We start from the raw sequence: 22,778 nt of genomic DNA, 5'->3' as shown, positions 1-22,778 counted from the left end.
CGGCGGGTTTTCACGGACCGGCCTTCGCCCTTGGGCAGGGCCTGCGCCGCCCGGGGCGAGGGCGGCCCCCGCCGTGCCGCGACCAGGGCACTGCCCCGCGGCGCGGGCCGGGCTGAACGGGGCTCAAAGGCCCGCAACAGCGGTCAATGGGCGGCCAACGCCGTCAAATCGCTTTGTGCACCAGCGCGCCACGGAACAGGTAGGGCAGGCGCGGGCCCTGCTCGTCGGTGACGCCCCCCTTGGACTCGACGCTGATGGCCAGCTCGCGGATGCCCTCCAGCGCGCCGGCCTTGAGTGGCAGCTGCAAGGTTTTGTACTGGCTCAAGAACAGGCCCAGCGAACGCGGCGCCTGGGCCGTGCCGTTCAGGGCCCACAGCTGCATGCTGTCTTCGCGGCCCTCGGCCACGTTGTTCAGGCGTTGCACCTGCAGCACGCCGCTGCTCGGGTCGTGGGTGATCAAGAGCGCCGGGCGCTGCTGGTCGTCCAGCAAGACCGAAATCTCGCGCACCTGGGGCAGCACCTGCAGCTTGGTCTGCAGGTGGCCCACCTGGGCCTTGAGCTGTTCGATGAAGCTCACACTGGCCGCCCAACCCAGCAACAGGGCCAGGCCCAACAGGCAGGCCAGCACCCGCCACCAGGGGCTGACGCGGCGCGAGGCGGCGCTGCGCTCAGGGGCGGAGGCGACTGGGGTGTCAGCAGGGGTGTGAGCAGCGTCGGTCATGCAGTGAAAGCCTTGGGCAGTGGTCAAAACAGAGGCCAAAGGCCCCCGCTGCGCAGTATGCCCGCCCCACCGCCCGGGCGGGGCCCGAAGCGGCCGGGTCTTGACCCAGGTCAATCGCCGATGACCAGGTCAACCCCAAACCCCAGGCCGACGGTCATCCACATCCCCTCGCGCTCCGCCATGGTCGGGCTGGGGCCCTCGCAGCGCACGGCGCCAGCCCCCCCCCCCAGCGTTCAAGAGACCGCCACGTCAGGCCGATCCAGCAAAGCGCGCTTGAGCACCTTGCCGCTGTGGGTCATCGGCAGGGCCTCGATCGACAGGATCTGGCTCGGTTGCTTGTAGGGCGCCAGTTGCGCGCGCAACAGGGCTTGCAAGGCCGCCAGTTCGGTGTCGTCCAGCGGCTGGCCGCCCACGGTTTCAACAAAGGCCAGCACGGTTTCGTTGCCGTCGCGCTCCCGGCGCCCGACCACGGCCGAGCGCTGCACGCGAGGGTGCTGGTTGAGCACGTTCTCGACCTCGCCGGGGTAGACGTTGAAGCCCGAACGGATGATCATTTCCTTGAGCCGGCCCACCACCTGCAGCGCGCCATCGGGCCCCAGTTGCCCCAGGTCGCCCGTGGCGTACCACCCGCCCGGGCGCATCACCTGGGCCGTGGCGGCCGGGTCGCGGAAATAGCCCGGCATCAGGCCCACGCCGCGCAGCCAGATCTCGCCGCGCTCGCCCGGCGCCAGGTCCTGCCCCACGTCGTTGACGATGCGGCACTCGGCGCCCTCGACCGGCCAGCCCGCGGCGCTGTCGTCGCGCCATTGACCCCGCGGCACCAGGCAGGCCGCGCCCGCGTACTCGGACAGGCCATAGCCGTGGTGCAGGGGCTGGCCAAAGCAGGCCTCGACCGCGCGTTTGAGCGGCAGGTCCAGCGGCGCGGCGCCGGTGTAGACATAGCGCAAGGCCGGCGCCACAGGCTGGCGGTCGGCCATGCACTGTTCCTCGCGCCAGTCCAGCAGGCGCGTGAACATCGCGGGTGGCCCTTGCAGGTTGGACACCTGTTGGTGGGCCAGCGCGTCAAAGCAGTCGGCCGGGTCAAACCGGCTGCGCATCACCAGGCCGGCGCCCGCGTGCAGCGAGGCCGCCAGCACCGTGCCCAGCCCAAAGATGTGGGTCATGGGCACACAGGCGTAAGAGCGGTCGGCCGGGGTCAACGCCCGCGAGGCCGCCGACACCCGGGCAAACTGCAACAGCCCCGCGTGGCTGACCAACACCCCCTTGGGGGCCCCGGTGGTGCCCGAGGTGAAGATGATGGCGACGATCTGCTCGGCCAGCGGTGCGGGCTCGGGCGTGGCCTGGGGCCAGCTCGCCGTGCGGCTCAGACCGGGCAGCGCCGAGGGCTGCGCCTGCAGGTGCTGAGCGTGCTCGGCCGCGGCCGGGCTGACCGCGCCGGTGAAGTACACCAGGCGGGGATCGGCCTTGGCCACAAAGGCCTCGATCTCACCGCGCGCCATGCGCGCATTGACACCGCAGGACCAGGCCCCCACGCGGCTGCAGGCCAGCAGCAGCGCCACGTGCTCGGGGCAGTTCTCGGCCACCGCCAGCACGCGGTCGCCCGGCAGCACCCCCTGGGCGCGCAATTCGGCGGCCAGGGTGTCGACCTGGGCGCCCAGTTGGGCATAGGTCCAGCGGCTGTCGGGCAGGAACAGAAAAGGCGACTCGGGTGTGGCGGCCAGGCGGCGCTCAAACAGGTGGTGCAGGCGGGTCGGGGGCACGCCGCCAGCGGCGGTGGAGGCCCCGGCGGGGGCCGGGTCGGCGGCGCGCGGCGCGGCAAGGGGGTGGGTGGACATGCCGGTCACTCCACCTGCACGCCCTTGGCCACCGTGCCCCACAGGGCCAGCTCGCGCGCGGCACGCTCGGCCAGCGTGGCGGGGCTGCCGGTCCAGAGGTCGTAGCCCTGCTCGATCAGCTTGGCCTTGAGCTCGTCCTGGGCCAGGGCGCGGCGCGTGGCCTCGTTGAGGCGGGTCACCAGGTCGGGCGCCAGGCGGGCCGGGCCGTACAGGCCATACCAGCCGCCCACCTCGTAGTCGGCGATGCCCGACTCGGTCATGGTGGGCACCTCGGGCAGCGAGGCATTGCGCTCGCGCGAGGTCACGGCCAGCGGTCGCACGCGCTGGCTGCTGATGTAGTTGCGCGCGCTGCCAATGATGTCAAACATCATGCTCAGCTGGCCCCCGATCACGTCGGTCATGGCGGGGGCGTTGCCCTTGTAGGGCACATGGGTCAGCTTGATGCCGGCACGCAGTGCAAACAGCTCGCCGCTCAGGTGGTTCGACGCCCCCATGCCGGCCGAGCCATAGGCCAGCTTGCCGGGGTTGGCCCGCGCGTAGGCCACCAGTTCGGGCAGGGTCTTGAAGGGCTGGTCCTTGTTGATCACCAGCACATTGCTGTAGCTGAGGATGGGGGCAATCGCGGTCAGGTCCTTGGCCGGGTCGAAGGCCATGGACTTGAGGATGTGCGGGCTGATGGTCATGGTCGGGCTGGCGGCAAAGAACAGCAGCAAGCCGTTGGGCGTGGCCTTGGCCACCGCATCGCCGCCCATGGCGCCCCCAGCACCGGGGCGGTTCTCAACCACCACGGGCTGGCCCAGTTCTTTGGCCAGGGCCGGGGCGAACAGCCGCGCCGAGGCGTCCACCGGACCGCCGGCGGCGTAGCCCACCACCAGGCGAATGGTCTGGGTCGGGCCACCGGCCGCCCCGGCCTGGGCCAGCGCTGCGGGCGCGCCCCAGGCTGCCCAGGCCGCCAGCGCCAGGCCGCTCAGGCCGCGCCGACGTGAGGGTGAAAAAACTGAAGTCATCAAAGTGCGCATGGGGTGTCTCCGTTGGGTTGTCAGGGGCTCAGAAATAGCGCAGCAGGGGGGCGGGGCTAGACCCGCACATAGCGGAAGGTGCCCATGGCGCGGGCCACCACTTCGCCTTGTTCGTCTTCGATGCGGGCCTCGCAGAAGCAGACCGACCGGCCACCGCCCTGGCTGCGGGCATGGGCAGTCAAGCGGCCGCGCGCGGGGCGGTGGAAGCTGGTCGTCATGTCGATGGTCACCACGGCTTTCTGAAAGCCACTGGCCGACAGCGCGGCGCTGGACATGGCGCTGTCCATCATCGACATCAGCACCCCGCCGTGCACCACCTGGAAGTTGTTGCACAGCTCGGGGCGCGCGGCCAGCGTGAGGCGGGCCACACCGTCCTGCGCGAACTCGCGTTGCAGGCCCAGCAGGTGGTTGAAGGCGACCTGGGCGAACAGGGTCGAGGTGTCGGTGCCCGCCGGTGCAGCGGGGGCGGGGGTGGCAAGGGGTGGGATCACGGCGGTGTCCATGGCGGCTCCTGGGGGGGGTGGGCGGGCCGGGCGTCAGGCGGCCCAGCGGCTGGCCTGGGCCAGTTGGGCGCGGCACTCGGCCACCATGCGTTCCATCAGTTCGGCGCAGCTGGGCAGGTCGTCGATCAGGCCCACCACCTGGCCGGCCGCGATGACGCCGCCCTGGGTGTCGCCACTGGCCAGGGCGTCGCGGCCGCGGGCGCCCGCCACCAGGTGGCGGATGTCCTCGAAACGGCAGCCGCCCGGGCGCTGCTCGGTGGCCACCACCTCGTCGGAGATGGCGTTCTTCAGCACCCGCGTGGTGTTGCGCATCGTGCGGAACATCAGGCGCGTGTCGCGCTCGCTGGCCTGCAGCAGGGCTTGCTTGATGTGCTCGTGCACGGGGGCCTCCTGCGTGGCCAGGAAGCGCGTGCCCAGGTTCACCCCCTCGGCGCCCAGCGCCAGGGCGGCGGCCAGGCCGCGCCCGTCGGCGATGCCGCCCGAGGCGATGACCGGGATCTTCAGCGCGCGCACCGCCAGCGGGATCAGCACCAGACCGGGCACATCGTCCTCGCCCGGGTGGCCCGCGCACTCGAAGCCATCGATGCTGATCAGGTCCACCCCGTTCTTCTCGGCCGACAGCGCGTGGCGCACCGAGGTGCACTTGTGCACGATGGTGACGCCGGCGTCCTTCATGCGCGCGATGAAGTCCTTGGGACTGTTGCCCGCGGTCTCGACGATCCGGACGCCGCTGTCCAGGATGGCCTGCAGGTAGTCGCTGTAAGGCGGCGGGTTGATGCTGGGCAGCAGGGTCAGGTTGACGCCAAAGGGCTGGTTGGTCAGGGTGCGGGTGCGTGCAATCTCCTGCGCCAGCGCCTCGGGCGTGGGCTGGGTCAGCGCGGTCAAAATGCCCAGGCCGCCCGCGTTGGACACCGCGGCCACCAGCGGCGCCTTGCCCACCCACTGCATGCCGCCTTGCAGGATGGGGTAGCGGATGCCCAGGGCTTCGGTGACACGCGTTCTCATCGGCGTGCGTCCTTGACCATGTTGCGGGCAATCACGATCTGCTGGATCTGGCTGGTGCCCTCGTACAGGCGGAACAGGCGCACGTCGCGGTAGAAGCGCTCGATGCCGTACTCGCTGAGGTAGCCTGCGCCGCCGAAGATCTGCACCGCGCGGTCGGCCACGCGGCCGCACATCTCGCTGGCGAACAGCTTGCAGCACGACGCCTCGGTGCTCACGTTCAGACCCCGGTCGCGCTTTTGCGCCGCGTCGATCACCATGCAGCGCGCCGCGTACAGCTCGGCCTGGCTGTCGGCCAGCATGGCCTGCACCAGTTGAAACTCGGCGATCGGCTGGCCGAACTGCTGGCGCTCCATGGCGTAGTTCAGGGCGTCGCGCAGCATGCGCTCGGCCACGCCGACGCAAATGGCCGCGATGTGGATGCGGCCTTTTTCGAGCACCTTCATGGCGGTCTTGAAGCCCTGCCCTTCGCGGCCGCCCATCAGCTGGCTGGCGGGCACGCGGCAGTTCTCAAAGATCACGTCGGCGGTGTGGGCGCCACGCTGCCCCATCTTCTTGTCGATCTTGCCGATGGTGATGCCCGGCGTGTCGGCCTCGACGATGAAGGCCGACACCCCCCCGGCCCCCTTGTCGGCCGGGTTGGTGCGCGCCATCAGCGTGAACAGACCGGCCTCGGGCGAGTTGGTGATGTAGCGCTTGGTGCCATTGATCACGTAGTGGTCGCCGTCGCGCAGCGCGGTGGTGCGCAGCGAGGCCGCGTCGCTGCCGGCGTCGGGCTCGGTCAGCGCAAAGGAGGCGATCAGCTCGCCCGTGGCCAGGCGCGGCAGGTACTTGGCTTTCTGTTCCTCGCTGCCGTCGAACACGATGCCCTGCGAGCCAATGCCCACGGTGGTGCCGAACAGCGACCGGAAGCACGGCGAGGTCTGGCCCATGGCCAGCATGACCATCACCTCTTCCTCCATGGTCAGGGCCAGGCCGCCGTATTCCTCTGGCACGGTGAGGCCGAACAGGCCCATGTCCTTCATCGCCTGCACGATGTCGGCGGGGATCTCGTCGGTCTCGGCCACCAGGGCTTCGGCGGGGACCAGGCGCTCGCGCACCAGTCGGTTGACGGCGTCGAGCAAGGCGTTGAGGGTGTCTGGATCGCGAATCATGAAATCAGTCCTGTGGGGTCGGGTGGGGTCGGGTGGGGTCGGGTTAAAGGGCCGCCTCGGTGCCCAGGATGGCCGTGGCCTGGCTGGACAAGGTGCCGCCATTGCCGTGCGCCAGCGCGGTCACCGCACCGGCCACCTGGCGCTCGCCGCACTCGCCGCGCAGCTGGCGCACCGCCTCGATCAGCGTGAAGATGCCGTACATGCCCGGGTGCACGCAGGACAGGCCGCCGCCATTGGTGTTGACCGGCAATCGCCCGCCGGGGGCAATGGCCCCGTCCTGCACAAAACGGCCCGCCTCGCCTTTGGGACAAAAGCCCAGGTCCTCCAGGAACAGCAAGGTGTTGATGGTGAAAGCGTCGTAGAGCTGCACCACGTCGATGTCGGCCGCGCTCAGCCCAGCCATGGCGTAGGCCTGGCGCCCCGACTGGCTGGCCGCGGTGACGGTCAGGTCGTGCATGGCCGAGATCTGCCGGTTCCACACCGCGCTGGCGTTGCCCAGCACGTACACCGGCTTCTTGGCCAGGTGGCGTGCGCGCTCCGCGCTGACCAGCACATAGGCCCCGCCCCCGTCGGTGACCAGGCAGCAGTCGCGCACGCTCAAGGGGTCGCTGACCAGGCGGGCGTTCAGCACGTCGTCCAGGCTCAGCGGGCCGCGCATGAAGGCCTCCGGGTTGAGCCGGGCCCAGGCGCGCGCGGCCACCGCCACCTCGGCCAGGTCGCGCCGCGTGGTGCCGTACTGGTGCATGTGGCGTGCCGCTGCCAGCGCGTAGGCGGTGGGCGGGTTGAAGGGCTCGTAGGGGGTCTCGTAGGGCTGCGGGTCCAGCCACTTGCGCGCGGCGCCAATCTCGCGCCGGCCATAGGTGGCCGTGCGCTGGGTGCTGCCGTAGCAGACCAGCACCGCCTGGCACTGCCCCGACCGCAGCGCCTGCATGGCGGGCAGCAGGTGGGCCACAAAGCTGGAGCCACCGATCATGGTGCTGTCGAGGTAGGTGGGGCGCAGGCCCAGGTACTCCACCACCGGCATGGCCCACATCGTGGCGCCCGCGCTGGCGGTGCACAGGCCGTCAATGTCGCTCATCTTCAGGCCGGCATCGGCCACAGCGGCGCGCGCCGAGCGGGCCAGCAGCTCCATGTCGGTGAAGCCGGGGGCCTCACCGCAGCCAAAGGTGGCCACGCCCGCGATGGCGGCGCTGCCGCGCAGTTCGTTCAGGGTGCTCATGCGGCGTCTCCGATCAGTGCGTCAAACAGCACCAGGCCACGGCCTTCGCTGACCTGCACCCGCGCTTGCACGCGCAGGCCGATGGCCACGGCCTCGGGCGCCAGGTTGCTGACCCTGCTCATCAGGCGCACGCCCTCGTCGAGGTCGATCAAGGCCACGTTGTAGTCGCCGCCGGCCTCGGGCTGGCGGCGGACCACGGTGGTCGAATACACCGTGCCGGTGCCCGCGGGGGCGACCAGGCTCAGCGCGTCGCTGCCGCAGTGCGGGCACAGCTCGCGCGGGTAGTAGAGGTGCTGGTCGCAGCCGGCGCAGTGCTGGATCAGGAAGCGGCCCTGGTCCAGCTCGGCCTGGTGGCGGGCCTGGATGCCGGTGCTGGGCGAGGCGGTCGGGGTGACAGCGGATTGGCTCATGGCGGGCTCCGTCAGATCGGGTCCCAGGTGAAGACGTCACCCGAGCGGTCCAGCGGGAAGAACATGGCCTTGAGCGCCGGCAGCGCATGGCTGGCCACGCTTTCGGGCGTCCAGCCTTCGCTGCGGTGCACCGAGCGCACCGGTCGCGGCTGGCTGATCAGGAAGATCTCGTTGTTGCGCACGGCAAAGATCTGGCCGTTGGCGTAGTCGGACTCATCGCTGGCCAGGCACACGGCCAGCGGCGCGATCTTGGCGGGCGTCATCTGCTTGATGCGCTCGACGCGGGCCTTCTCGGCATCGGTCTCGGTCGGGATGCTGCCGATCATGCGGCTCCAGGCAAAGGGCGCGATGCAGTTGCTGCGCACATTGAACTTCTGCATGTCCAGCGCGATGGACTTGGACAGGGCCGCGATGCCCAGCTTGGCCGCCGAGTAGTTGGCCTGGCCGAAGTTGCCAATCAGGCCCGAGGTCGAGGTCATGTGGATGTAGTTGCCCGAGCCCTGCTCCTTGAAGTGGGTCGACGCCGCGCGGCTGACGTAGTAGGCGCCGTACAGGTGCACCTTGATCACCGCGTCCCACTCGTCCAGGCTCATCTTGTGGAAGAAGCGGTCGCGCAGGATGCCCGCGTTGTTGACCACCACGTCGATGCGGCCAAAGGTGTCCAGCGCGGTTTGCACGATGCGCCCGGCGCTGACCGCCTCGCTCACGCTGTCGGTGTTGGCCACCGCCTCGCCGCCCAGGGCGCGGATCTCGTTGACCACCTGCTGGGCCGGGCCAGCGTCATTGCCCTCGCCACTGACCGAGGCGCCAATGTCGTTGACGACCACGCGCGCGCCTTCGCGCGCCATGGCCAGGGCGATGTCACGGCCAATGCCGCCACCGGCGCCGGTGACCAGCACCACCTTGCCTTCCACCATGCGATTGGGTTGGCTCATGTTGTTCTCCTGAAATGAAAAAAGGGTGGGAATCCGAAGCAAAAAATGGCGTCAGAGCGCGGGCCACTGGAACAGCGCCGGCTCCTTGTTGAGGAAGCGCTGCACCGCCGTGCGGTGGGCCTCGGTGCCCATGGCCAGGGCCTGGGCGTTGGCCTCCATCTCCAGCAGCGTGGGCAGGTCGTGGCCTGGCGCGGCCAGCGCCCGCTTGACCAGGCCCACGGCCACCGGCGAGGTGTTGACAAAGCTCGCGGCCAGCGCCTGGGCGCGGGCCTGCAGTTGTTCTGGGGGGTGCAGCTCCAGGGCGATGCCCAGTTGCAGGGCCTCCTGGGCGCTGACCTCGCGCGCCGACAGCATCAGCTCGCGGGCGCGCTGCACGCCGACAATGCGTGGCAGGGTGTAGAAGGCCGCGCAGTCGGGCACCAGGCCCACGCGCATGAAGGACATGCAAAAGCGCGCGCGGGGTGTGGCGATCACAAAGTCGGCCAGCAGCGCCAGACTGAAGCCCGCGCCATAGGCGGCGCCGTCGACCGCGGCGATGACGGGGCGGTCCAGCGTGATCAGCTCTTTGAGCCAGTCGTGCAGGCTTTGCAGGCGCGCGCGCCAGCCCGCGTTGTCCAGGCCCACGGTGGCGATGTTGCGCAGGTCACCGCCGGCGCAGAAGTGCTCGCCCGCGCCGGTCAGCACCAGGGCGCGGATGCCCGGGTCGGCGCGCAAGCCGGCCACCACCTGGCGCATCTCGTCGCGCATCGCGGGGTCAAAGGCATTGCGGGCGCGCACGTTGTCCAGGGTCAGCGTGGCGACCTGGTCGCGCACCTCGTAGCGGATGCGTTCAAAGGCTTGGGACATGTTGGGGTCTCCTGGGAATCCATCAAAGAACAGGGGGGGGGGCTCAGGCCTGCAAGGCGGCGCCCAGGTCGCGCCCGCCGCCCAGCGAGCTGCCGCCGTCGACCGGGATCACCGCCCCGGTCACGAACTGGGCGTAGGGCGAGGACAGGAACAGCGCCATGTCGGCGATCTCGTCGGTGCGCCCCATGCGGCGCAGCGGCACGCTGGCGGCCATGGCCTGGCGCGCCTCGGGGGTCGGGGCCAGGCGGCGCACGCCTTCGGTGTCGCCAATCGGGCCAGGCACGATGGAATTGACACGCACGCCGTCGGGGCCCCACTCCATGGCCAGCACGCGGGTCAGCATGTCGACCCCGGCCTTGGCGGCACAGACATGGGCTTGCAGCGGCGTCGGGTTGAAGGCCTGGGGCGCCGAGATGCTGATCACCGACGCGCCGGGCCGGCGCAGGTAGGCATGGCCCGCGCGCAGCACATGGAAGGTGCCGTTGAGGTCGATGTCGACCACGGTGCGAAAGCCCTTGGCCGACATGCCCAGCGCGGGGGCGACAAAGTTGCCCGCGGCGCCCGACACCAGCACGCTGAAGTCGCCGATGCGCGCGTGCGCCTGGCCCAGCACGGCGGCGATGGCGTCGGCGTCGCGCACATCGGCGCTGAAGCCATGCACCTCGGCGCCCAGCGCCTGCAACTCGGCCACCGCCCCGGCCACGCGCTCGGCCGAGCGGCTGGCGATCGCCACCCGCGCGCCGCGCTGCGCGAAGGCCCGCGCGATGCCCAGGTTGATGCCGCTGCTGCCGCCCGCGACGAACACGGCCTGGCCAGAAAAATCGGTGGACAAGAACATGGTGAAAAAGCTCCTGGTCAAAAAATGGGGGGGCAAGGGCTGCGGGGTGGCTCAGACCGATGTGCTGGTCGGGGCCGCGGCTGGGGCGGTGGCCGGGTCAGTGGCTGGGGCGGTCGGGGCGGCCTGGGCGCGCTGGCGGTGCGCCTCCTGCAGTTCGCGCCACAAAATCTTGCCGGTGCCCGACTTGGGCAGGTGGTCGACAAACTCGACCCAGGCCGGCGCCTTGTAGACCGCCATGCGCTCGCGCGCCCAGGCGATCAGCTGCGCCTCGCTGAGCTGGCCACGCTGCGCGGGCTTGAGCACCACCAGGGCCTTGACGGTCTCGCCGCGGCGCGGGTCGTCGACCGCGATGACGCAGGCCTCGTGGATGGCGGGGTGTTCGTACAAGGCGCTTTCGACCTCGGCCGGCCAGACCTTGAAGCCCGACGCATTGATCATGCGTTTGAGGCGGTCGCGCATGAAGTAGTAGCCGTCCTCGTCGACGCTGGCGAGGTCGCCGGTGCGGAAGAAGCGCCGGCCGTCGCGCTCAAAGAAAGCCGCCTCGGTGGCGGCCGGGTTGCGCCAGTAGCCCAGCATCAGCTGCGGCCCGCTGGTGACCAGCTCGCCGACCTCGCCGGGGGGCAACTCAGCCAGGGTGTCGGGGTCCACGATGCGCGACACCACCCCCGGCGTGGGCATGCCCAGGCACTGGCGTTTGCCCCGGTGCAGCGGGTTGGCGTGCAAGAAGGCCGCGGTCTCCGACAGGCCGTAGGCCTCGTTGTAGCGCAGGCCAAAGCGCTCGGCCAGCAGGGTGGCCACCGCCTCGGGCATCGCCGCACCGCCCCCGGACAGCAGGCTCAGGCTGCTCAGGTCGCGCTGCAGCACGTCGGCTTGGGCGAAGAAGTCGATCACCATGCTGGGCGGAGCGGTCCACACCGAGACCCGGTGCTGCTCGATCAGTCGGGCCGCGCTCGGGGCGTGCCAGCGCGGCATCATGACCAGGGTGGCGCCCAGGGTCAGCGGCAGGTTCATGCCGTTTTGCATACCCAGCATGTGGAACAGCGGCGCCACACTGAGGAACACCGACGCCGAGTGCAGGCCGCGCCAGATCTGCGACGCCAGATTGGACGCCAGCACCGTGCCGTGGGTGTGCATGCAGCCCTTGGGGTGGCCCGTGGTGCCCGAGGTGTAGGGCAAGACGGCCAGGGCATCGGGCCCCGGGTGGTCGTTTGCGGGGCGCCAACCGGCGCTCAAGGCCTCGGTCAGCGCGTCCTCCAGGCCATGCAAGGCCGCACGGTCGAGGGCCTGACGCGGCTGGTGAAACGGTTCGGGCCATGGTGAATCGGCGGCACCGACGGTGCTCGGGTGCATGGCATCGGCGTAGGCGTGGACCACCGCCGCACGCAGGGCCCCCGAGGCCAGCAGGCCCTGCACGCGCGGCAGCAGCTCCTGGGCCAGCAAGGCGACTTGGGCGTCGGTGTCCTGCTGCAGCCAGGCCAGCTCGGTGGCGGTGCTCATGGGGTTGACCGGCACCACCACGGCGCCCAGGCGCAGCAGCGCGAAGAAGCCCACCACGTACTGCGGGCAGTTCTGGCTCATCAGCCAGACGCGGTCGCCCGGCTGCACGCCCAGGCGCCGCTGCAACCAGGCGGCCAGGGCCTCGACACGCTGTTGCAGCGCGCCATAGCTCAGGCTTTGGCCACAGAAGTGGATGGCGGGCTTGTCGGGGTCCCGCTCGGCCGCCACGGCCAGGTAATGGCTCAGGCCCACCGCGCTGGGGCGCACGGTGTGGGGCACACCGGGCGGCCAGAAGCGGTGGTGCGGTTCGGGGGCCGGGGGGGGCAATGGCGCCGTCATCGTGCGTCTCCCATCGCCAGGCCGGCGCTGCGGCGCGGGCTGGCGATCCAAACTGTGAAAAAGCGGCTGCATTTCGCGCCGCCGTGAGGGGCTTTCGCGCGCGCCGCCCGCAACTCGTCGCATGGGCGCTGCCGTCTGGCTGCAGGCTGGCCATACTCCACCCCATTGCGACACTTCCAGAGGACACCACCATGCAGCTCACGCCCACCATCGCCATCCACCTCAGCGCCGCCCTGGGCGCCCTGGTCCTGGGACCGGTGGCGCTTTGGGCACGGCAAGGCGCCCGGCAGCGCCCCTGGCTGCACCGCGCCGCGGGCTATGCCTGGGTCACGCTGATGCTGATCACGGCCTTCTCGGCCCTGTTCATCCGCGACTTCCAGCTGCCCAACCTGGCGGGCTACACGCCCATCCATTTGCTGGTGCCGGTGACCTTGTTCAGCCTGTTTGGTGCCTTCTGGTACCTGGCGCGGCGCAACATCGAAGGCCACCGCAAGACCATGCAGCGCCTGTACTGGTCGGCCTGTGTGGGGGCGGGCGTGTTCACCCTGCTGCCCGGCCGCTACCTGGGGCAGCTGGTCTGGGGCCAGTGGCTGGGCTGGCTGTGAGGGGCGCTGGCGCATGGTGGGGCGGGCGACGGCGGCTCAGAGCGAGCGACCGATCAGCTCTTTCATGACCTCGCTGGTGCCGCCGTAGATGCGGTTGACACGCGAGTCCACATAGGCGCGGCAGATGGGGTACTCCATCATGTAGCCGTAGCCACCGTACAGCTGCAGCAGCTCATCGAGGCAGCGGCCCAGCTCTTCGGTGCTGTAGAGCTTGGCGATGGCGGCCTCCTGCAGCGTCAGCTTGCGGCGCAGGTGCTCGGCCAGGTACTGGTCGACCATCATGCGCACCGCCGTGGCGCGGGCCTTGATGTCGGCGAGCTTGAAGCGGGTGTTCTGAAAGTCGAACAGCGGCTTGCCAAACACCATGCGCTCCTTGGTGTAGCGGATGGTCTCGGCCAGCATGGCCTCCAGCTTGGCGGCCGCGCCGATGGCGATGATCAGGCGCTCCTGGGCCAGTTCGGTCATCAGGTAGCTGAAGCCTTGCCCCTCTTCGCCGAGCCGGTTGCTGACCGGCACCCGCACCTCGTCAAAGAACAGCTCGGCCGTGTCGGCCGCCTTGAGCCCCATCTTGTCGAGCTTGCGGCCCTTGCGGAAGCCGGGCCGGTCGGCCTCGACCAGGATCAGGGAGGTGCCCTTGGCGCCCAGCTCGGGCGCGGTCTTGGCCACCAGCACCACCAGGTCGCAGTTCAGGCCGTTGCTGATGAAGGTCTTGGCGCCCTGGATGACGTACTCATCGCCCTCGCGCCGCGCCGTGGTGCGGATGGCCTTGAGGTCGCTGCCCGCGCCAGGCTCGCTCATGGCGATGGCCAGGATGGTCTCGCCGCTGGCGCAGCGCGGCAGCCACTGCTGCTTCTGCGCCTCGGTGCCCAGGCGCTCGAGGTAGGGCGCGATGATGTCCGAATGCAGGTGAAAGCCCGGGCCGCTGATGCCTGAGCGCGCCACCTCCTCGACCAGCACGGCGCAGTGACCAAAGTCCCCCCCGGCGCCCCCATGTTCGGGGTCGATGGCGGTGCACAGCAGGCCTTCGCGGCCGGCCTTGAGCCAGGTCTCGCGGTCCACCCGACCGGCCTCGTCCCAGGCGGCCTGCCGGGGCAGGCATTCGCGGGCCAGGAATCGGCGCACGGTGTCGCGGTAGGCCTCGTGGTCCTCGCGGAACACGCTGCGCGGGTAGGTCAGCACGCTGTCGTCCATGGGAGCCTCCTTCAGGGACGACCGCCGCCGCAGACCAGCACCTGGCCGCTGACGTAGTTGGACTCGGGGATGCAGAACAGGTAGACCGCACCGGCCGCTTCTTCGGGCGTGCCGCCGCGGCCCAGCGGGATCAGCGCCTCGGCGTTCTTCAGGATCTGCGGGTTGACGCCCACGCGGATCTGCTGGCCCGCGATGTCGATGCTGGCGTCGCCACCGGCCGCGGCCTCGGTCAGGCGGGTCTTGATCAGGCCAAAGGCCACGCTGTTGACGTTGACCTTGTAGCGCCCCCACTCCTTGGCCATGGCCTTGGTCAGGCCGTTGATGCCGGCCTTGGCTGCCGCGTAGTTGGCCTGGCCCGCGTTGCCGTAGACGCCCGAGGTGGACGAGATGTTGACCACCTTGCGGAACACCACGCGGTCCGCCTCGGCCTCTTGCCGTGCGGCCTCGCGGATGAAGGCCGAGGCCGCGCGCAGGATGCGGAACGGGGCCGTCAGGTGCACCGCGAGCATGGCGTCCCATTGCTCGTCGCTCATCTTCTGCACCACGTTGTCCCAGGTGTAGCCCGCGTTGTTGACGATGATGTCCAGGCCGCCAAAGGTGTCGATGCCGGTCTGCACAAAGCGCTCGGCAAAGCCGCTGTCGGTGACGCTGCCCACGCAGGCCACGGCGCGGCCCCCGGCGGCCTCGATCTCGGCCACGGTGGCCAGCGCGGGCGCCTCGTCCAGGTCGTTGATGACCACGCGGGCGCCTTCGCTGGCGAGCTTGAGCGCGATCTCGCGGCCGATGCCCCGGCCGGAGCCGGACACCAGGGCCACTTTGCCGTCGAGTTTGGGAGGGTTGCTCATGAGGTGAAGTCCTGTTGCTTTGAAATCGGATGAATCGGGGCCCGGGGGCGCCGCGGGCGTGGCTCGGCGGGCCTCAGGCCAGCGCGATGACGGCCTCGCCGGCCAACTTGACCACGCCCTCGGCGTTGGTGGTGGTCAGGGCCACGCGCACGCAACGCTCGCCCTGGCGTTCAAACTTCTCGGTCACCTGGCCCGCGCAGGTGATGCGCTCGGCCACCTGGGTGATGGCGGCGAAGCGCACGCTGAACTCGCGCAGCGCGCTTGGCGGCGCCCAGTTCGTCAGCAGGCGACCCAGCCAGGCCATGGACAACATGCCGTGGGCAAACACGTCGGGCTGGCCGGCGGCGCGCGCGAAGTCGCTGTCCACATGGATGGGGTTGTGGTCGCCCGAGGCGCCGCAGTACAGCGCCAGGGTCAGGCGGCTCAGGGCCGGGGTCTCGAATGAGGGCAAGGCGTCGCCCACGGCAACGGTGTCGTAGTTCGGCAAAGTGGCGCTCATGACTCAGGCCTTGGCAGGGGTTGAAACGGCGGGGGCGCTGACCGGGCTGGCGTGGCGCATGACGGTGACGCAGCGCAGCTCCGCCACCAGGTCGCCGTGCTGGTTGCTGACGCGGGTCAGGCGCACGACAAACTCGAGCGCCCCGCCCTTCTTGGCGTAGATGTCTTCGATGCGCTGCTCGAAGGTCAGCGTGTCGCCCGCATGGGCCAGGCGGTGGTAGACAAAGCCCTGTTCGCCATGCAGCAGGCCCTTGTAGTCGAGGCCCAGCAGCTCGCGCACGGCCGCGGGGTTGGGGGCCTCCATCTCGAGGCAGAACAAAAAGGTGGGGGGCACCGGCAGGTCGGGGTGACCGGCCGCGCGCGCCGCGGCGGGGTCGCTGTAGACCGGGTCGGTCTGGCCGGTGGCTTTGGCAAAGAAGCGCAGGCGGCCGGCCTCGACCGGCACGCTGTAGGGGGCGAAGCGGTGGCCGATGTAGCGGGTGTCGATCATGGTGTGCAGCCTCCGCTCAAGCCGTGGCGCCGGTGGCCTGGTACAGCGTGACCACGCAGGCGCCGCCCAGGCCCAGGTTGTGTTGCAAGGCGACGCGCGCGCCTTCGACCTGGCGCTGCTCGGCCTGGCCGCGCAGCTGCTGGGTCAGCTCGTAGCATTGGGCCAGGCCGGTGGCGCCCAGCGGGTGGCCCTTGGACAGCAGGCCCCCCGAGGGGTTGGTGACGATGCGCCCGCCATAGGTGTTGTCGCCGTCCAGGATGAACTGCTCGGCCCCGCCCTCGGCACACAGGCCCAGGGCCTCGTAGGTGATCAGCTCATTGGCGGTGAAGCAGTCGTGCAGCTCCACCACGTCGAGGTCTTCGGGGCCAATGCCGGCCGCCTCATACACCTGACGCGCGGCGCTCACGCTCATGTCGTAACCCACGACGCGGCGCATGTCGTCGCTCTCGAAGGTGCTGGGGCGGTCGGTGGTCATGGCCTGGGCGGCGATCACCACCTGCTGGTTCAGGCCGTGGCGGCGCGCAAAGTCGGCCGAACAGACCACCGCGGCGGCCGCGCCGCAGGTGGGCGGGCAGCACTGGAAACGGGTCAGCGGGTCGAACACGCTCGCCGAGGCCATGATCTCGTCGAGCGTCAGGGTCTGGCGGAACACCGCCAGCGGGTTGCGCGCTGCATGCTGGCGCGCCTTGACCGAGATGCGGCCAAAGGTGTCGGCGCGGGTGCCGTACTGGCGCATGTGGTCGCGCGCCGCGCCGCCAAAGAACTGGGCCGCGCGCGGGGCCTGCGGGTCGTAGCCCTGGTGGGCGCTCATGACCTCGGCAAAGCGGGCCATCGGTGAGGGGCGGTCGTCCCAGGCGCCTTTGAGGGCGCCGGGTTGCATCTGCTCAAACCCCAGCGCGATGGCGCAGTCGACCATGCCGCTCTCCACCGCCTGGCGCGCCAGGAACAGCGCACTCGAGCCCGTGGAGCAGTTGTTGTTGACGTTGAACACCGGGATGCCTGTCAGGCCCACGCCGTAGATCGCCGCCTGGCCCGCGGTGGAGTCGCCGTACACATAGCCCACATAGGCCTGTTGCACCCGGTCGTAGGCGAGGCCGGCGTCTTGCAGCGCCAGCTGCGCGGCGCGCGCACCCATCTGGGTGTAGGGCTCGCTGGCCCCGGGCTTGGTGAAGGGGATCATGCCCACGCCCACGACGTGGACGGCGCGCTTCGAGGTGGCACTCATGCGTTTCTCCTGGGCCTTGGCTGGCCGTTGAACTGAAGGACTGAAAGCGGTTTATTCGAGGCTGATGCGCGCGTCGCGCACGATCTTTTCCCAGCGCGGCTGGTCGTTGCTGAGCACGGCCTGCAGCTGCTCGGGGCTGCCGCCGACGGGGGTCAGGCCCATGGCCTTGAGGCGGCTGTTGAGTTCGGCGCCGGCGACGATGCGCTGCACCTCGGTCGAGAGCTTGTCGACGATGGGGCGCGGCGTGCCCGCGGGCAGGAACACCCCAAACCAGCCATTGGCCTCGAAGCCCTTGAGGCCCTGTTCGCCCAGGGTGGGCACGTCGGGCAGCGCGGGGTGGCGCTGGGTGCCGGTGAGGCCCAGCACGCGGAGGCGGTCCGAGCGCAGGTGGGGGTTGATCGAGGTGGCGTCGACAAAGGCCGAATCCAGCTGCCCGCCCAACAGGTCATTGACCTCGGGGCCGGCCCCCTTGTAGGGCACCGAGATCAGGTCAATGCCGGCAGCCATCTTGAACAGCTCGCCATGCAGGTGGGACGAGGTGCCGTTGCCATAGGTGCCGTAGTTGAGCTTGCCCGGCCGGGCCTTGGCCAGCGCGATGAACTCGGCCAGGGTCTTGGCCGGCGAACTGGCGGGCACCACGAACAGGTCCGACGAGGTGGCCAGCTGCGACACCGGGCTGAAGTCGCGCAGCGGGTCGTAGGGCACTTTGGCGTACAGCGCCGGGGCCTGGATCAAGGCGGTGATCGCCACCAGCACGGTGTAGCCGTCGGCCGGGGCCTTGGCCACCAGGTCGTTGCCCAGGATGCCGCTGGCACCGGGCTTGTTGTCCACCACCACCGACACCCCCCAGGCCTGGCCCAGCTGGGTGGCCAGGATGCGCGCCAGGGTATCGGTGCCACCGCCGGCCGGGTACGGCACCACCAGCCGGATCGGCTTGTGGGGGTACTGGGCCGGACCTGTTTGGGCCCACAGAGCGGGCGCGCTGGCCCCCAGGCCCAGGGCCAGGGCGGCCTGCCAGGCGGTGCGGCGAGAAAGTGTCATGGCGTGTGTCTCCGAGGGGTGAGTGGGTCCAGCTCGGTGGCTGACTCAGACCTCAGTGTGCGCAGCGCCGCGCCTCAGGCCAATCGCGCATTGGCCCAAAATGATTGGCAGAAAAGATCAAACCACCCCAAATCGACCGCACATCGCCTTGGAGAGACCGGCCTCAAGCACCGAGGCAGTCCGTTGATTCAACAGGGTTTTGCGGGTTTTCCCGAGGGCTGGCGGGCGCCATGCGGCAGCCCGGGTGGCGGCAAGCGCCAAACAGATTGGCAGAATGTGACACGCCGCCCCGCGTGCCGGGGCCGGTCGAGGCTCAGCCGAACTGCAGCTCGGCGGTGTTCACCAGGGTCACGCGCGGGCCAAAACTGCTGATGTTGGACAGCGTGGCGTTGTGGTGGGCAATCACCTGCGCCGGGCTCAGCGCCGCGTTGCCCGCTGAACTGTGCGCGTCGGCCACCAGGCGCACCGGGTAGCCCAGGGCCAGGGCGCGCCGCGTGGTGGTGTCGACACAGAATTCGCTGTGCATGCCGCAGATCACCAGGTCGCGCACGCCCAGGGCCTGCAGGCGCTTGCCCAGGTCGGTGCGCAGGAATGAATCCGGTGTGGTCTTGCGCACCCGGAGGTCGCCCGGCGTGTGGTGCAAGCCCTCGGCCAGTTGCCAGGCCGGCGTGCCGTGCGCCAGGTAGCCCGGCCCCGATTCGTGCTGGATGAACAGCACCGGCACGCCCGCGGCCCGCGCGCGCGCCGTGACGGTGTTGAGGTGGTCGATCAACTGCGGCACCCCGTGGGCGGCGCCCTCGCCTTCGCAAAGGCCTTGTTGGACATCGATGACAAGCACAGCGGTGGACAGAGGGGTCATGGGCAAACCTGAGGCAAGAGGGGGCCAGCCAAAGCCGACCGGTTGAAGGGCCAAGGGGCCGGGTGAAGGCCGTCAGCACGCCGGCGCGCAGCGCGGCACAATGCGGGCAGGAGCCCCATTGTGAACCCAGGTTTGAACACCCCCCCTGCCCGTCGTCGTCCCTGGTTGTGGCCGCTGCTGGGGGGCTGCGTGGCGGCCCTGCTGGCGCTGGGCGGTTGGTGGTGGTGGCGGGCACCAGGCCCCGAAGCCGCGGCCCCGCCGGCGCAGCAGACCGGCCTGGCCCTGCTCAAGGCGCGCGGCTGCCTGTCGTGCCACGGGCTGGTGGGCCGCCAGGTCGGCCCCGGCTTTGCCCAGGTCGCCGAACGCTACCAGGGCGATCCGGGCGCTGCGGCGCGCCTGGCCAGCCACATCCGGGAAGGCAGTGTGGGCCGCTGGGGGCGGCTGGTGATGCCGCCCCAGGTGCGCGTGAGCGAAAGCGAAGCGCTGTTGCTGGCCGAATGGATCCTGACCCAGCCCGCGCCACCGCGCTGAGGCCGGGGGCCCGCCCACCCGGCCCCTGAAGGCCGCCACCGCCGGTGCGGCTTCAGCCGTCAATCAACGCCGGGTCCCAGGCGTGCACGGTTTGTTGCTGGTCACCCAGCTTTTCAATGCCCAGGGTCATGACGTCGCCCGGCTTCAGGAACTGCGGCTGCGGCTTCTTGCCCATGCCCACGCCCGGCGGGGTGCCGGTGGTGATCAGGTCGCCCGGCTCCAGCGTCATGAAGCGGCTCAGGTAGCTGACCAGCTGGGCCACGCTGAAGATCATTGTGCGGGTGTTGCCGGTTTGCTGGCGCTCGCCATTGACGTCCAGCCACATGGCCAGGTTTTGCGGGTCGCCCACCTCGTCGGCGCTGACCAGCCAGGGGCCGATGGGACCAAAGGTGTCGCAGCCCTTGCCCTTGTCCCAGGTGCCACCGCGCTCCAGTTGGTATTCGCGCTCGGACACGTCGTTGACGGTGCAGTAGCCTGCCACATGCTGCAGGGCATCGGCCTCGCTGACGTAGCGCGCGCGGCTGCCGATCACCACACCCAGCTCCACCTCCCAGTCGCTCTTGACCGAGCCTTGGGGCAGCACCACCGGGTGGTGGCAGCCCACGGCCGAGTCGACGGTCTTGGTGAAGACGATGGGCTCTTGAGGGATCGGCATGTTGGCCTCGGCCGCGTGGTCGGCGTAGTTCAGGCCGATGGCGATGAACTTGCGCATGCCGGTCCAGGGGACGGCCAGGCGGCCCGGCTCGACGATGGGCAAGGCGCCGATGTCCAGCGCTTGCAGCGCGGCCAGGCCGGCTGGCGACAGGGTGGCGGGGCCGATGTCGGCGATCACGCCGCTGAGGTCACGCAGGGTGCCGTCGCTGTGCAGCAGCGCGGGTTTCTCTTGGCCCTTGGGGCCGTGGCGAAGCAGTTTCATGGGTTCAAGCGCCTGGGTTTCTCAGTTGGACCAGCCGCCGTCAATGACTTGGGCGGTGCCGGTGGTGAAAGCGGATTCGTCGCTGGCCAGGTAGACCGCCAGCGCGGCGATTTCTTCGGTGCGGCCCAGGCGGCCCATGGGCTGGCGCTCCACAAAGCCGGCCTCGACCTCGGCCAGGCTCTGGCCGGTGCGCTGGGCCTGGGCCACGATGCGCTCTTGCAGCGAGGGCGACATGACGGTGCCCGGGCAGATGGCGTTGCAACGCACGCCGCGGCTGACAAAGTCCGCCGCCACCGCCTTGGTCAGGCCGATCACCGCGGCCTTGGTGGTGCCATAGACAAAGCGGTTCGGCGCGCCCTTGAGGCTGCCCGCCACCGAGGCGACGTTGATGATGGAGCCGCCGCCCAGGGCCAACATGCCCGGCAGGAAGGCCTGGATGGTGCGGAATTGCGAGCGCACATTGAGCTCGAACGCGAAGCTCCATTCCTCCTCGGTGCAGTCCAGCACCGTGCCCGCGTGCACAAAGCCCGCGCCATTGAACAGCACGTTGACCGGGCCCACCTGGGCCGCCAGATCGCGCACGGCCTGGGCGTCGGTGACATCCAGGCGGTGGGTGCTGCACCCCGTCTCCCGGGCCAGCGAGGCCAGGGCTTCGGCGTTGATGTCGGTGGCGATGACACGCGCGCCCTGGGCCACAAAGGCCTGGGCGGTGGCGCGGCCAATGCCTTGCCCGGCGGCGGTGATGAAAGCGGTCTTGCCGACCAGTCGTTGGGTCATGGGGGAGGTCTCGGGAGGATGGAAGAAAGGGGTTGAAACCGGCTCGGGAGACACCGCGGGACACAGTGGCCCCGCGACCGCGCTGAGGGCTCAGCGGGCCGGTCTGTCCAAAAGGCTTTGGGGGGCTTGGGTGGGCGTCAGTAGAACCAGCGCAGCGGCGCCAGCACGGTCTGCGGGAACAGCACCATGATGAACATCACGATGAACTGCGCGGCCATGAAGGGCAGCACGCCGCGCGTGACCTCGTCCATCTTCATGCGCCCCACCCCCGCCACCACGTTGAGCACCGTGCCCACCGGCGGCGTGATCAGCCCGATCGAGTTGTTGATGATGAACAGCACCCCGAAGTACACCGGGTCAATGCCCGCGGCCTTGATCACCGGCATCAGCACCGGCGTCATGATCAGGATCGTCGGCGTCATGTCCATCGCCGTGCCCACTAGCATCACCAGCACCATGATCGCGATCAGCAGCAGCGTCTGGTTGTCCATGAAGGGCTTGAGCAACTGCACCATCTGCGCGGGCAGGTTGGCCACCGTGATCAGCCACGACGACACCATCGCCGCCGCCACCAGGAACATCACCACCGCCGTCGTCTTGGCCGCGGTCGCAAAGATCGGGTACAGCGCCTTCAGCGGCAGCTCGCGGTAGATCACGCTGGCCACAAACAGCGAGTACACCGCGGCCACCACCGCCGCCTCGGTGGGCGTGAACACGCCCATGCGCAGGCCCACCAGGATGAACACCGGCAGCAGCAGCGCCCACACCGACTCGCGCGCGGCCTTCCAGACCTCGGCGCGGGTCTTCTTCTCGGGCAGCACCAGCTGCTCCTTGCGGCCCACCCACCACCAGGTCAGCGCCAGGCCCACGGCGATCATGATGCCGGGGAAGATGCCCGCGATGAACAGCTTGCTGATCGACACGTTGGCGGTGACGCCAAAGATCACAAAGCCGATGCTCGGCGGGATGATCGGGCCGATCACGCCCGAGGCCGCGATCAGGCCGCCCGAGACTTCCTTCTTGTGCCCGGCCTTGACCATCATGGGCAGCAGCAGCGCGGTGAGCGCGGCCGCGTCGGCCACCGCCGAGCCCGACAGGGCCGACAGCAGGCAGGCCGCCAGGATCACCACATAGCCCAGCCCGCCCTTGACGTGGCCGACCAGGGCCAGCGCGAAGTTGACGATGCGCTGGGACAGGCCGCCCACGTTCATGATCTCGCCGGCGAGCATGAAGAAGGGCACGGCCAGCAGCGGAAAGCTGTCGGCGCCGTTGATGAAGTTCTGCGCCAGGATTTGCGCGTCAAACAGGTCCAGGTGCCACATCAGGGCCACGCCGCTGGCCAGCAGGGCGTAGGCAATGGGGATGCCCAGCATCATGGCGCCGATCAGGCTGCCCAAAAAAATCAGAACCGTCATGGGAGTGCGCTCCGTTGTTTTTAGAGTTGTTGTTGTGGTGGTGAGGGTGGGTGGGCTCAGGCCGTGG

General features: G+C 69.8%; 24 protein-coding genes. 2 read left to right on the top strand and 22 right to left on the bottom strand.

The window, feature by feature from the left end:
• Positions 1 to 163: 163 nt before the first annotated feature.
• The 12 genes from PSQ40_RS03660 to PSQ40_RS03605 form a co-directional block, all read right to left on the bottom strand.
• Entirely contained in the window at positions 164 to 721 is a 558-nt protein-coding gene (locus PSQ40_RS03660) for an anti-sigma factor (protein WP_273948912.1), read from the bottom strand.
• Positions 722 to 954: 233 nt separating this feature from the next.
• Positions 955 to 2,556 (bottom strand): class I adenylate-forming enzyme family protein, encoded by a 1,602-nt coding sequence (locus PSQ40_RS03655; protein WP_273948911.1) that lies wholly within the window; start codon positions 2,554 to 2,556, stop codon positions 955 to 957.
• 5 nt (positions 2,557 to 2,561) lie between these two features.
• Positions 2,562 to 3,575, bottom strand: coding sequence for a Bug family tripartite tricarboxylate transporter substrate binding protein (locus PSQ40_RS03650; RefSeq protein WP_273948910.1), 1,014 nt, complete (start codon positions 3,573 to 3,575; stop codon positions 2,562 to 2,564).
• Between the two features lie 56 nt (positions 3,576 to 3,631).
• Positions 3,632 to 4,078, bottom strand: coding sequence for a PaaI family thioesterase (locus tag PSQ40_RS03645; RefSeq protein WP_337961817.1), 447 nt, complete (start codon positions 4,076 to 4,078; stop codon positions 3,632 to 3,634).
• A gap of 33 nt (positions 4,079 to 4,111) precedes the next feature.
• Positions 4,112 to 5,083 carry an NAD(P)H-dependent flavin oxidoreductase gene (locus PSQ40_RS03640; RefSeq protein ID WP_273948909.1) on the bottom strand — a complete coding sequence of 324 codons (972 nt, stop codon included), beginning with the start codon at positions 5,081 to 5,083 and terminating at the stop codon, positions 4,112 to 4,114.
• Complete coding sequence (locus PSQ40_RS03635) at positions 5,080 to 6,234, bottom strand: acyl-CoA dehydrogenase family protein (protein WP_273948908.1); 1,155 nt, start codon at positions 6,232 to 6,234, stop codon at positions 5,080 to 5,082. The genes PSQ40_RS03640 and PSQ40_RS03635 overlap by 4 nt, the downstream gene beginning before the upstream one ends.
• 43 nt (positions 6,235 to 6,277) lie before the next feature.
• Positions 6,278 to 7,453, bottom strand: a complete 1,176-nt coding sequence (locus PSQ40_RS03630) for a thiolase (RefSeq protein WP_273948907.1) — start codon at positions 7,451 to 7,453, stop codon at positions 6,278 to 6,280.
• The gene (locus tag PSQ40_RS03625; RefSeq protein ID WP_273948906.1) at positions 7,450 to 7,863 is read right to left on the bottom strand and encodes a Zn-ribbon domain-containing OB-fold protein; all 414 of its coding nucleotides are present in this window, start codon (positions 7,861 to 7,863) and stop codon (positions 7,450 to 7,452) included. Before PSQ40_RS03625 ends, PSQ40_RS03630 begins: the two co-directional genes overlap by 4 nt.
• Before the next feature lie 11 nt (positions 7,864 to 7,874).
• Entirely contained in the window at positions 7,875 to 8,780 is a 906-nt protein-coding gene (locus tag PSQ40_RS03620; RefSeq protein ID WP_273949906.1) for an SDR family NAD(P)-dependent oxidoreductase, read from the bottom strand.
• Positions 8,781 to 8,849: 69 nt separating this feature from the next.
• Positions 8,850 to 9,644: an enoyl-CoA hydratase/isomerase family protein gene (locus tag PSQ40_RS03615; RefSeq protein WP_273948905.1), complete on the bottom strand. Its 795-nt coding sequence runs from the start codon at positions 9,642 to 9,644 to the stop codon at positions 8,850 to 8,852.
• 43 nt (positions 9,645 to 9,687) lie between these two features.
• Positions 9,688 to 10,482: an SDR family oxidoreductase gene (locus PSQ40_RS03610; protein WP_273948904.1), complete on the bottom strand. Its 795-nt coding sequence runs from the start codon at positions 10,480 to 10,482 to the stop codon at positions 9,688 to 9,690.
• Positions 10,483 to 10,533: 51 nt separating this feature from the next.
• Complete coding sequence (locus PSQ40_RS03605; RefSeq protein ID WP_273948903.1) at positions 10,534 to 12,318, bottom strand: long-chain-fatty-acid--CoA ligase; 1,785 nt, start codon at positions 12,316 to 12,318, stop codon at positions 10,534 to 10,536.
• Between the two features lie 191 nt (positions 12,319 to 12,509).
• On the opposite strand from PSQ40_RS03605, the gene PSQ40_RS03600 reads away from it, so the two are divergent.
• Positions 12,510 to 12,923 carry a DUF2306 domain-containing protein gene (locus PSQ40_RS03600; protein WP_273948902.1) on the top strand — a complete coding sequence of 138 codons (414 nt, stop codon included), beginning with the start codon at positions 12,510 to 12,512 and terminating at the stop codon, positions 12,921 to 12,923.
• A gap of 36 nt (positions 12,924 to 12,959) precedes the next feature.
• Here PSQ40_RS03600 and PSQ40_RS03595 read toward each other — a convergent pair whose 3' ends face one another.
• From PSQ40_RS03595 to PSQ40_RS03565, 7 genes are all read right to left on the bottom strand, one after another.
• Positions 12,960 to 14,114 (bottom strand): acyl-CoA dehydrogenase family protein, encoded by a 1,155-nt coding sequence (locus PSQ40_RS03595; protein WP_409338544.1) that lies wholly within the window; start codon positions 14,112 to 14,114, stop codon positions 12,960 to 12,962.
• An 11-nt stretch (positions 14,115 to 14,125) separates the two neighbouring features.
• A complete protein-coding gene (locus tag PSQ40_RS03590) occupies positions 14,126 to 14,959 on the bottom strand; it encodes an SDR family NAD(P)-dependent oxidoreductase (RefSeq protein WP_273948901.1) in 834 nt (277 codons plus the stop codon).
• Between the two features lie 73 nt (positions 14,960 to 15,032).
• Positions 15,033 to 15,458, bottom strand: coding sequence for a MaoC family dehydratase (locus PSQ40_RS03585; protein ID WP_273948900.1), 426 nt, complete (start codon positions 15,456 to 15,458; stop codon positions 15,033 to 15,035).
• A 3-nt stretch (positions 15,459 to 15,461) separates the two neighbouring features.
• A complete protein-coding gene (locus PSQ40_RS03580; protein WP_273948899.1) occupies positions 15,462 to 15,947 on the bottom strand; it encodes a MaoC family dehydratase N-terminal domain-containing protein in 486 nt (161 codons plus the stop codon).
• A gap of 16 nt (positions 15,948 to 15,963) precedes the next feature.
• Positions 15,964 to 17,172, bottom strand: a complete 1,209-nt coding sequence (locus tag PSQ40_RS03575) for a lipid-transfer protein (protein ID WP_273948898.1) — start codon at positions 17,170 to 17,172, stop codon at positions 15,964 to 15,966.
• A 51-nt stretch (positions 17,173 to 17,223) separates the two neighbouring features.
• The gene (locus tag PSQ40_RS03570) at positions 17,224 to 18,213 is read right to left on the bottom strand and encodes a Bug family tripartite tricarboxylate transporter substrate binding protein (RefSeq protein WP_273948897.1); all 990 of its coding nucleotides are present in this window, start codon (positions 18,211 to 18,213) and stop codon (positions 17,224 to 17,226) included.
• Between the two features lie 313 nt (positions 18,214 to 18,526).
• Entirely contained in the window at positions 18,527 to 19,072 is a 546-nt protein-coding gene (locus tag PSQ40_RS03565) for a cysteine hydrolase family protein (protein WP_337961816.1), read from the bottom strand.
• 132 nt (positions 19,073 to 19,204) lie between these two features.
• Here PSQ40_RS03565 and PSQ40_RS03560 point away from each other — a divergent pair, with 132 nt between their 5' ends.
• The gene (locus PSQ40_RS03560; RefSeq protein WP_273948895.1) at positions 19,205 to 19,603 is read left to right on the top strand and encodes a c-type cytochrome; all 399 of its coding nucleotides are present in this window, start codon (positions 19,205 to 19,207) and stop codon (positions 19,601 to 19,603) included.
• A 52-nt stretch (positions 19,604 to 19,655) separates the two neighbouring features.
• On the opposite strand, the gene PSQ40_RS03555 is transcribed toward PSQ40_RS03560, so the two are convergent.
• The 3 genes from PSQ40_RS03555 to PSQ40_RS03545 all read right to left on the bottom strand — a co-directional run bounded on the left by PSQ40_RS03555 (position 19,656) and on the right by PSQ40_RS03545 (position 22,711).
• On the bottom strand, positions 19,656 to 20,519 hold the full coding sequence (locus PSQ40_RS03555) for a fumarylacetoacetate hydrolase family protein (protein ID WP_273948894.1): 864 nt from the start codon (positions 20,517 to 20,519) through the stop codon (positions 19,656 to 19,658).
• Between the two features lie 21 nt (positions 20,520 to 20,540).
• The gene (locus PSQ40_RS03550) at positions 20,541 to 21,296 is read right to left on the bottom strand and encodes an SDR family oxidoreductase (protein ID WP_273948893.1); all 756 of its coding nucleotides are present in this window, start codon (positions 21,294 to 21,296) and stop codon (positions 20,541 to 20,543) included.
• A 137-nt stretch (positions 21,297 to 21,433) separates the two neighbouring features.
• On the bottom strand, positions 21,434 to 22,711 hold the full coding sequence (locus tag PSQ40_RS03545; RefSeq protein ID WP_273948891.1) for a TRAP transporter large permease: 1,278 nt from the start codon (positions 22,709 to 22,711) through the stop codon (positions 21,434 to 21,436).
• Between the last annotated feature and the right edge of the window lie 67 nt (positions 22,712 to 22,778).

The sequence above is a fragment of the Curvibacter cyanobacteriorum genome (assembly GCF_028649475.1).
GTDB classification, from domain to species: domain Bacteria; phylum Pseudomonadota; class Gammaproteobacteria; order Burkholderiales; family Burkholderiaceae_C; genus Curvibacter; species Curvibacter cyanobacteriorum.
This window is presented reverse-complemented; position numbering and strand designations above follow the sequence as displayed.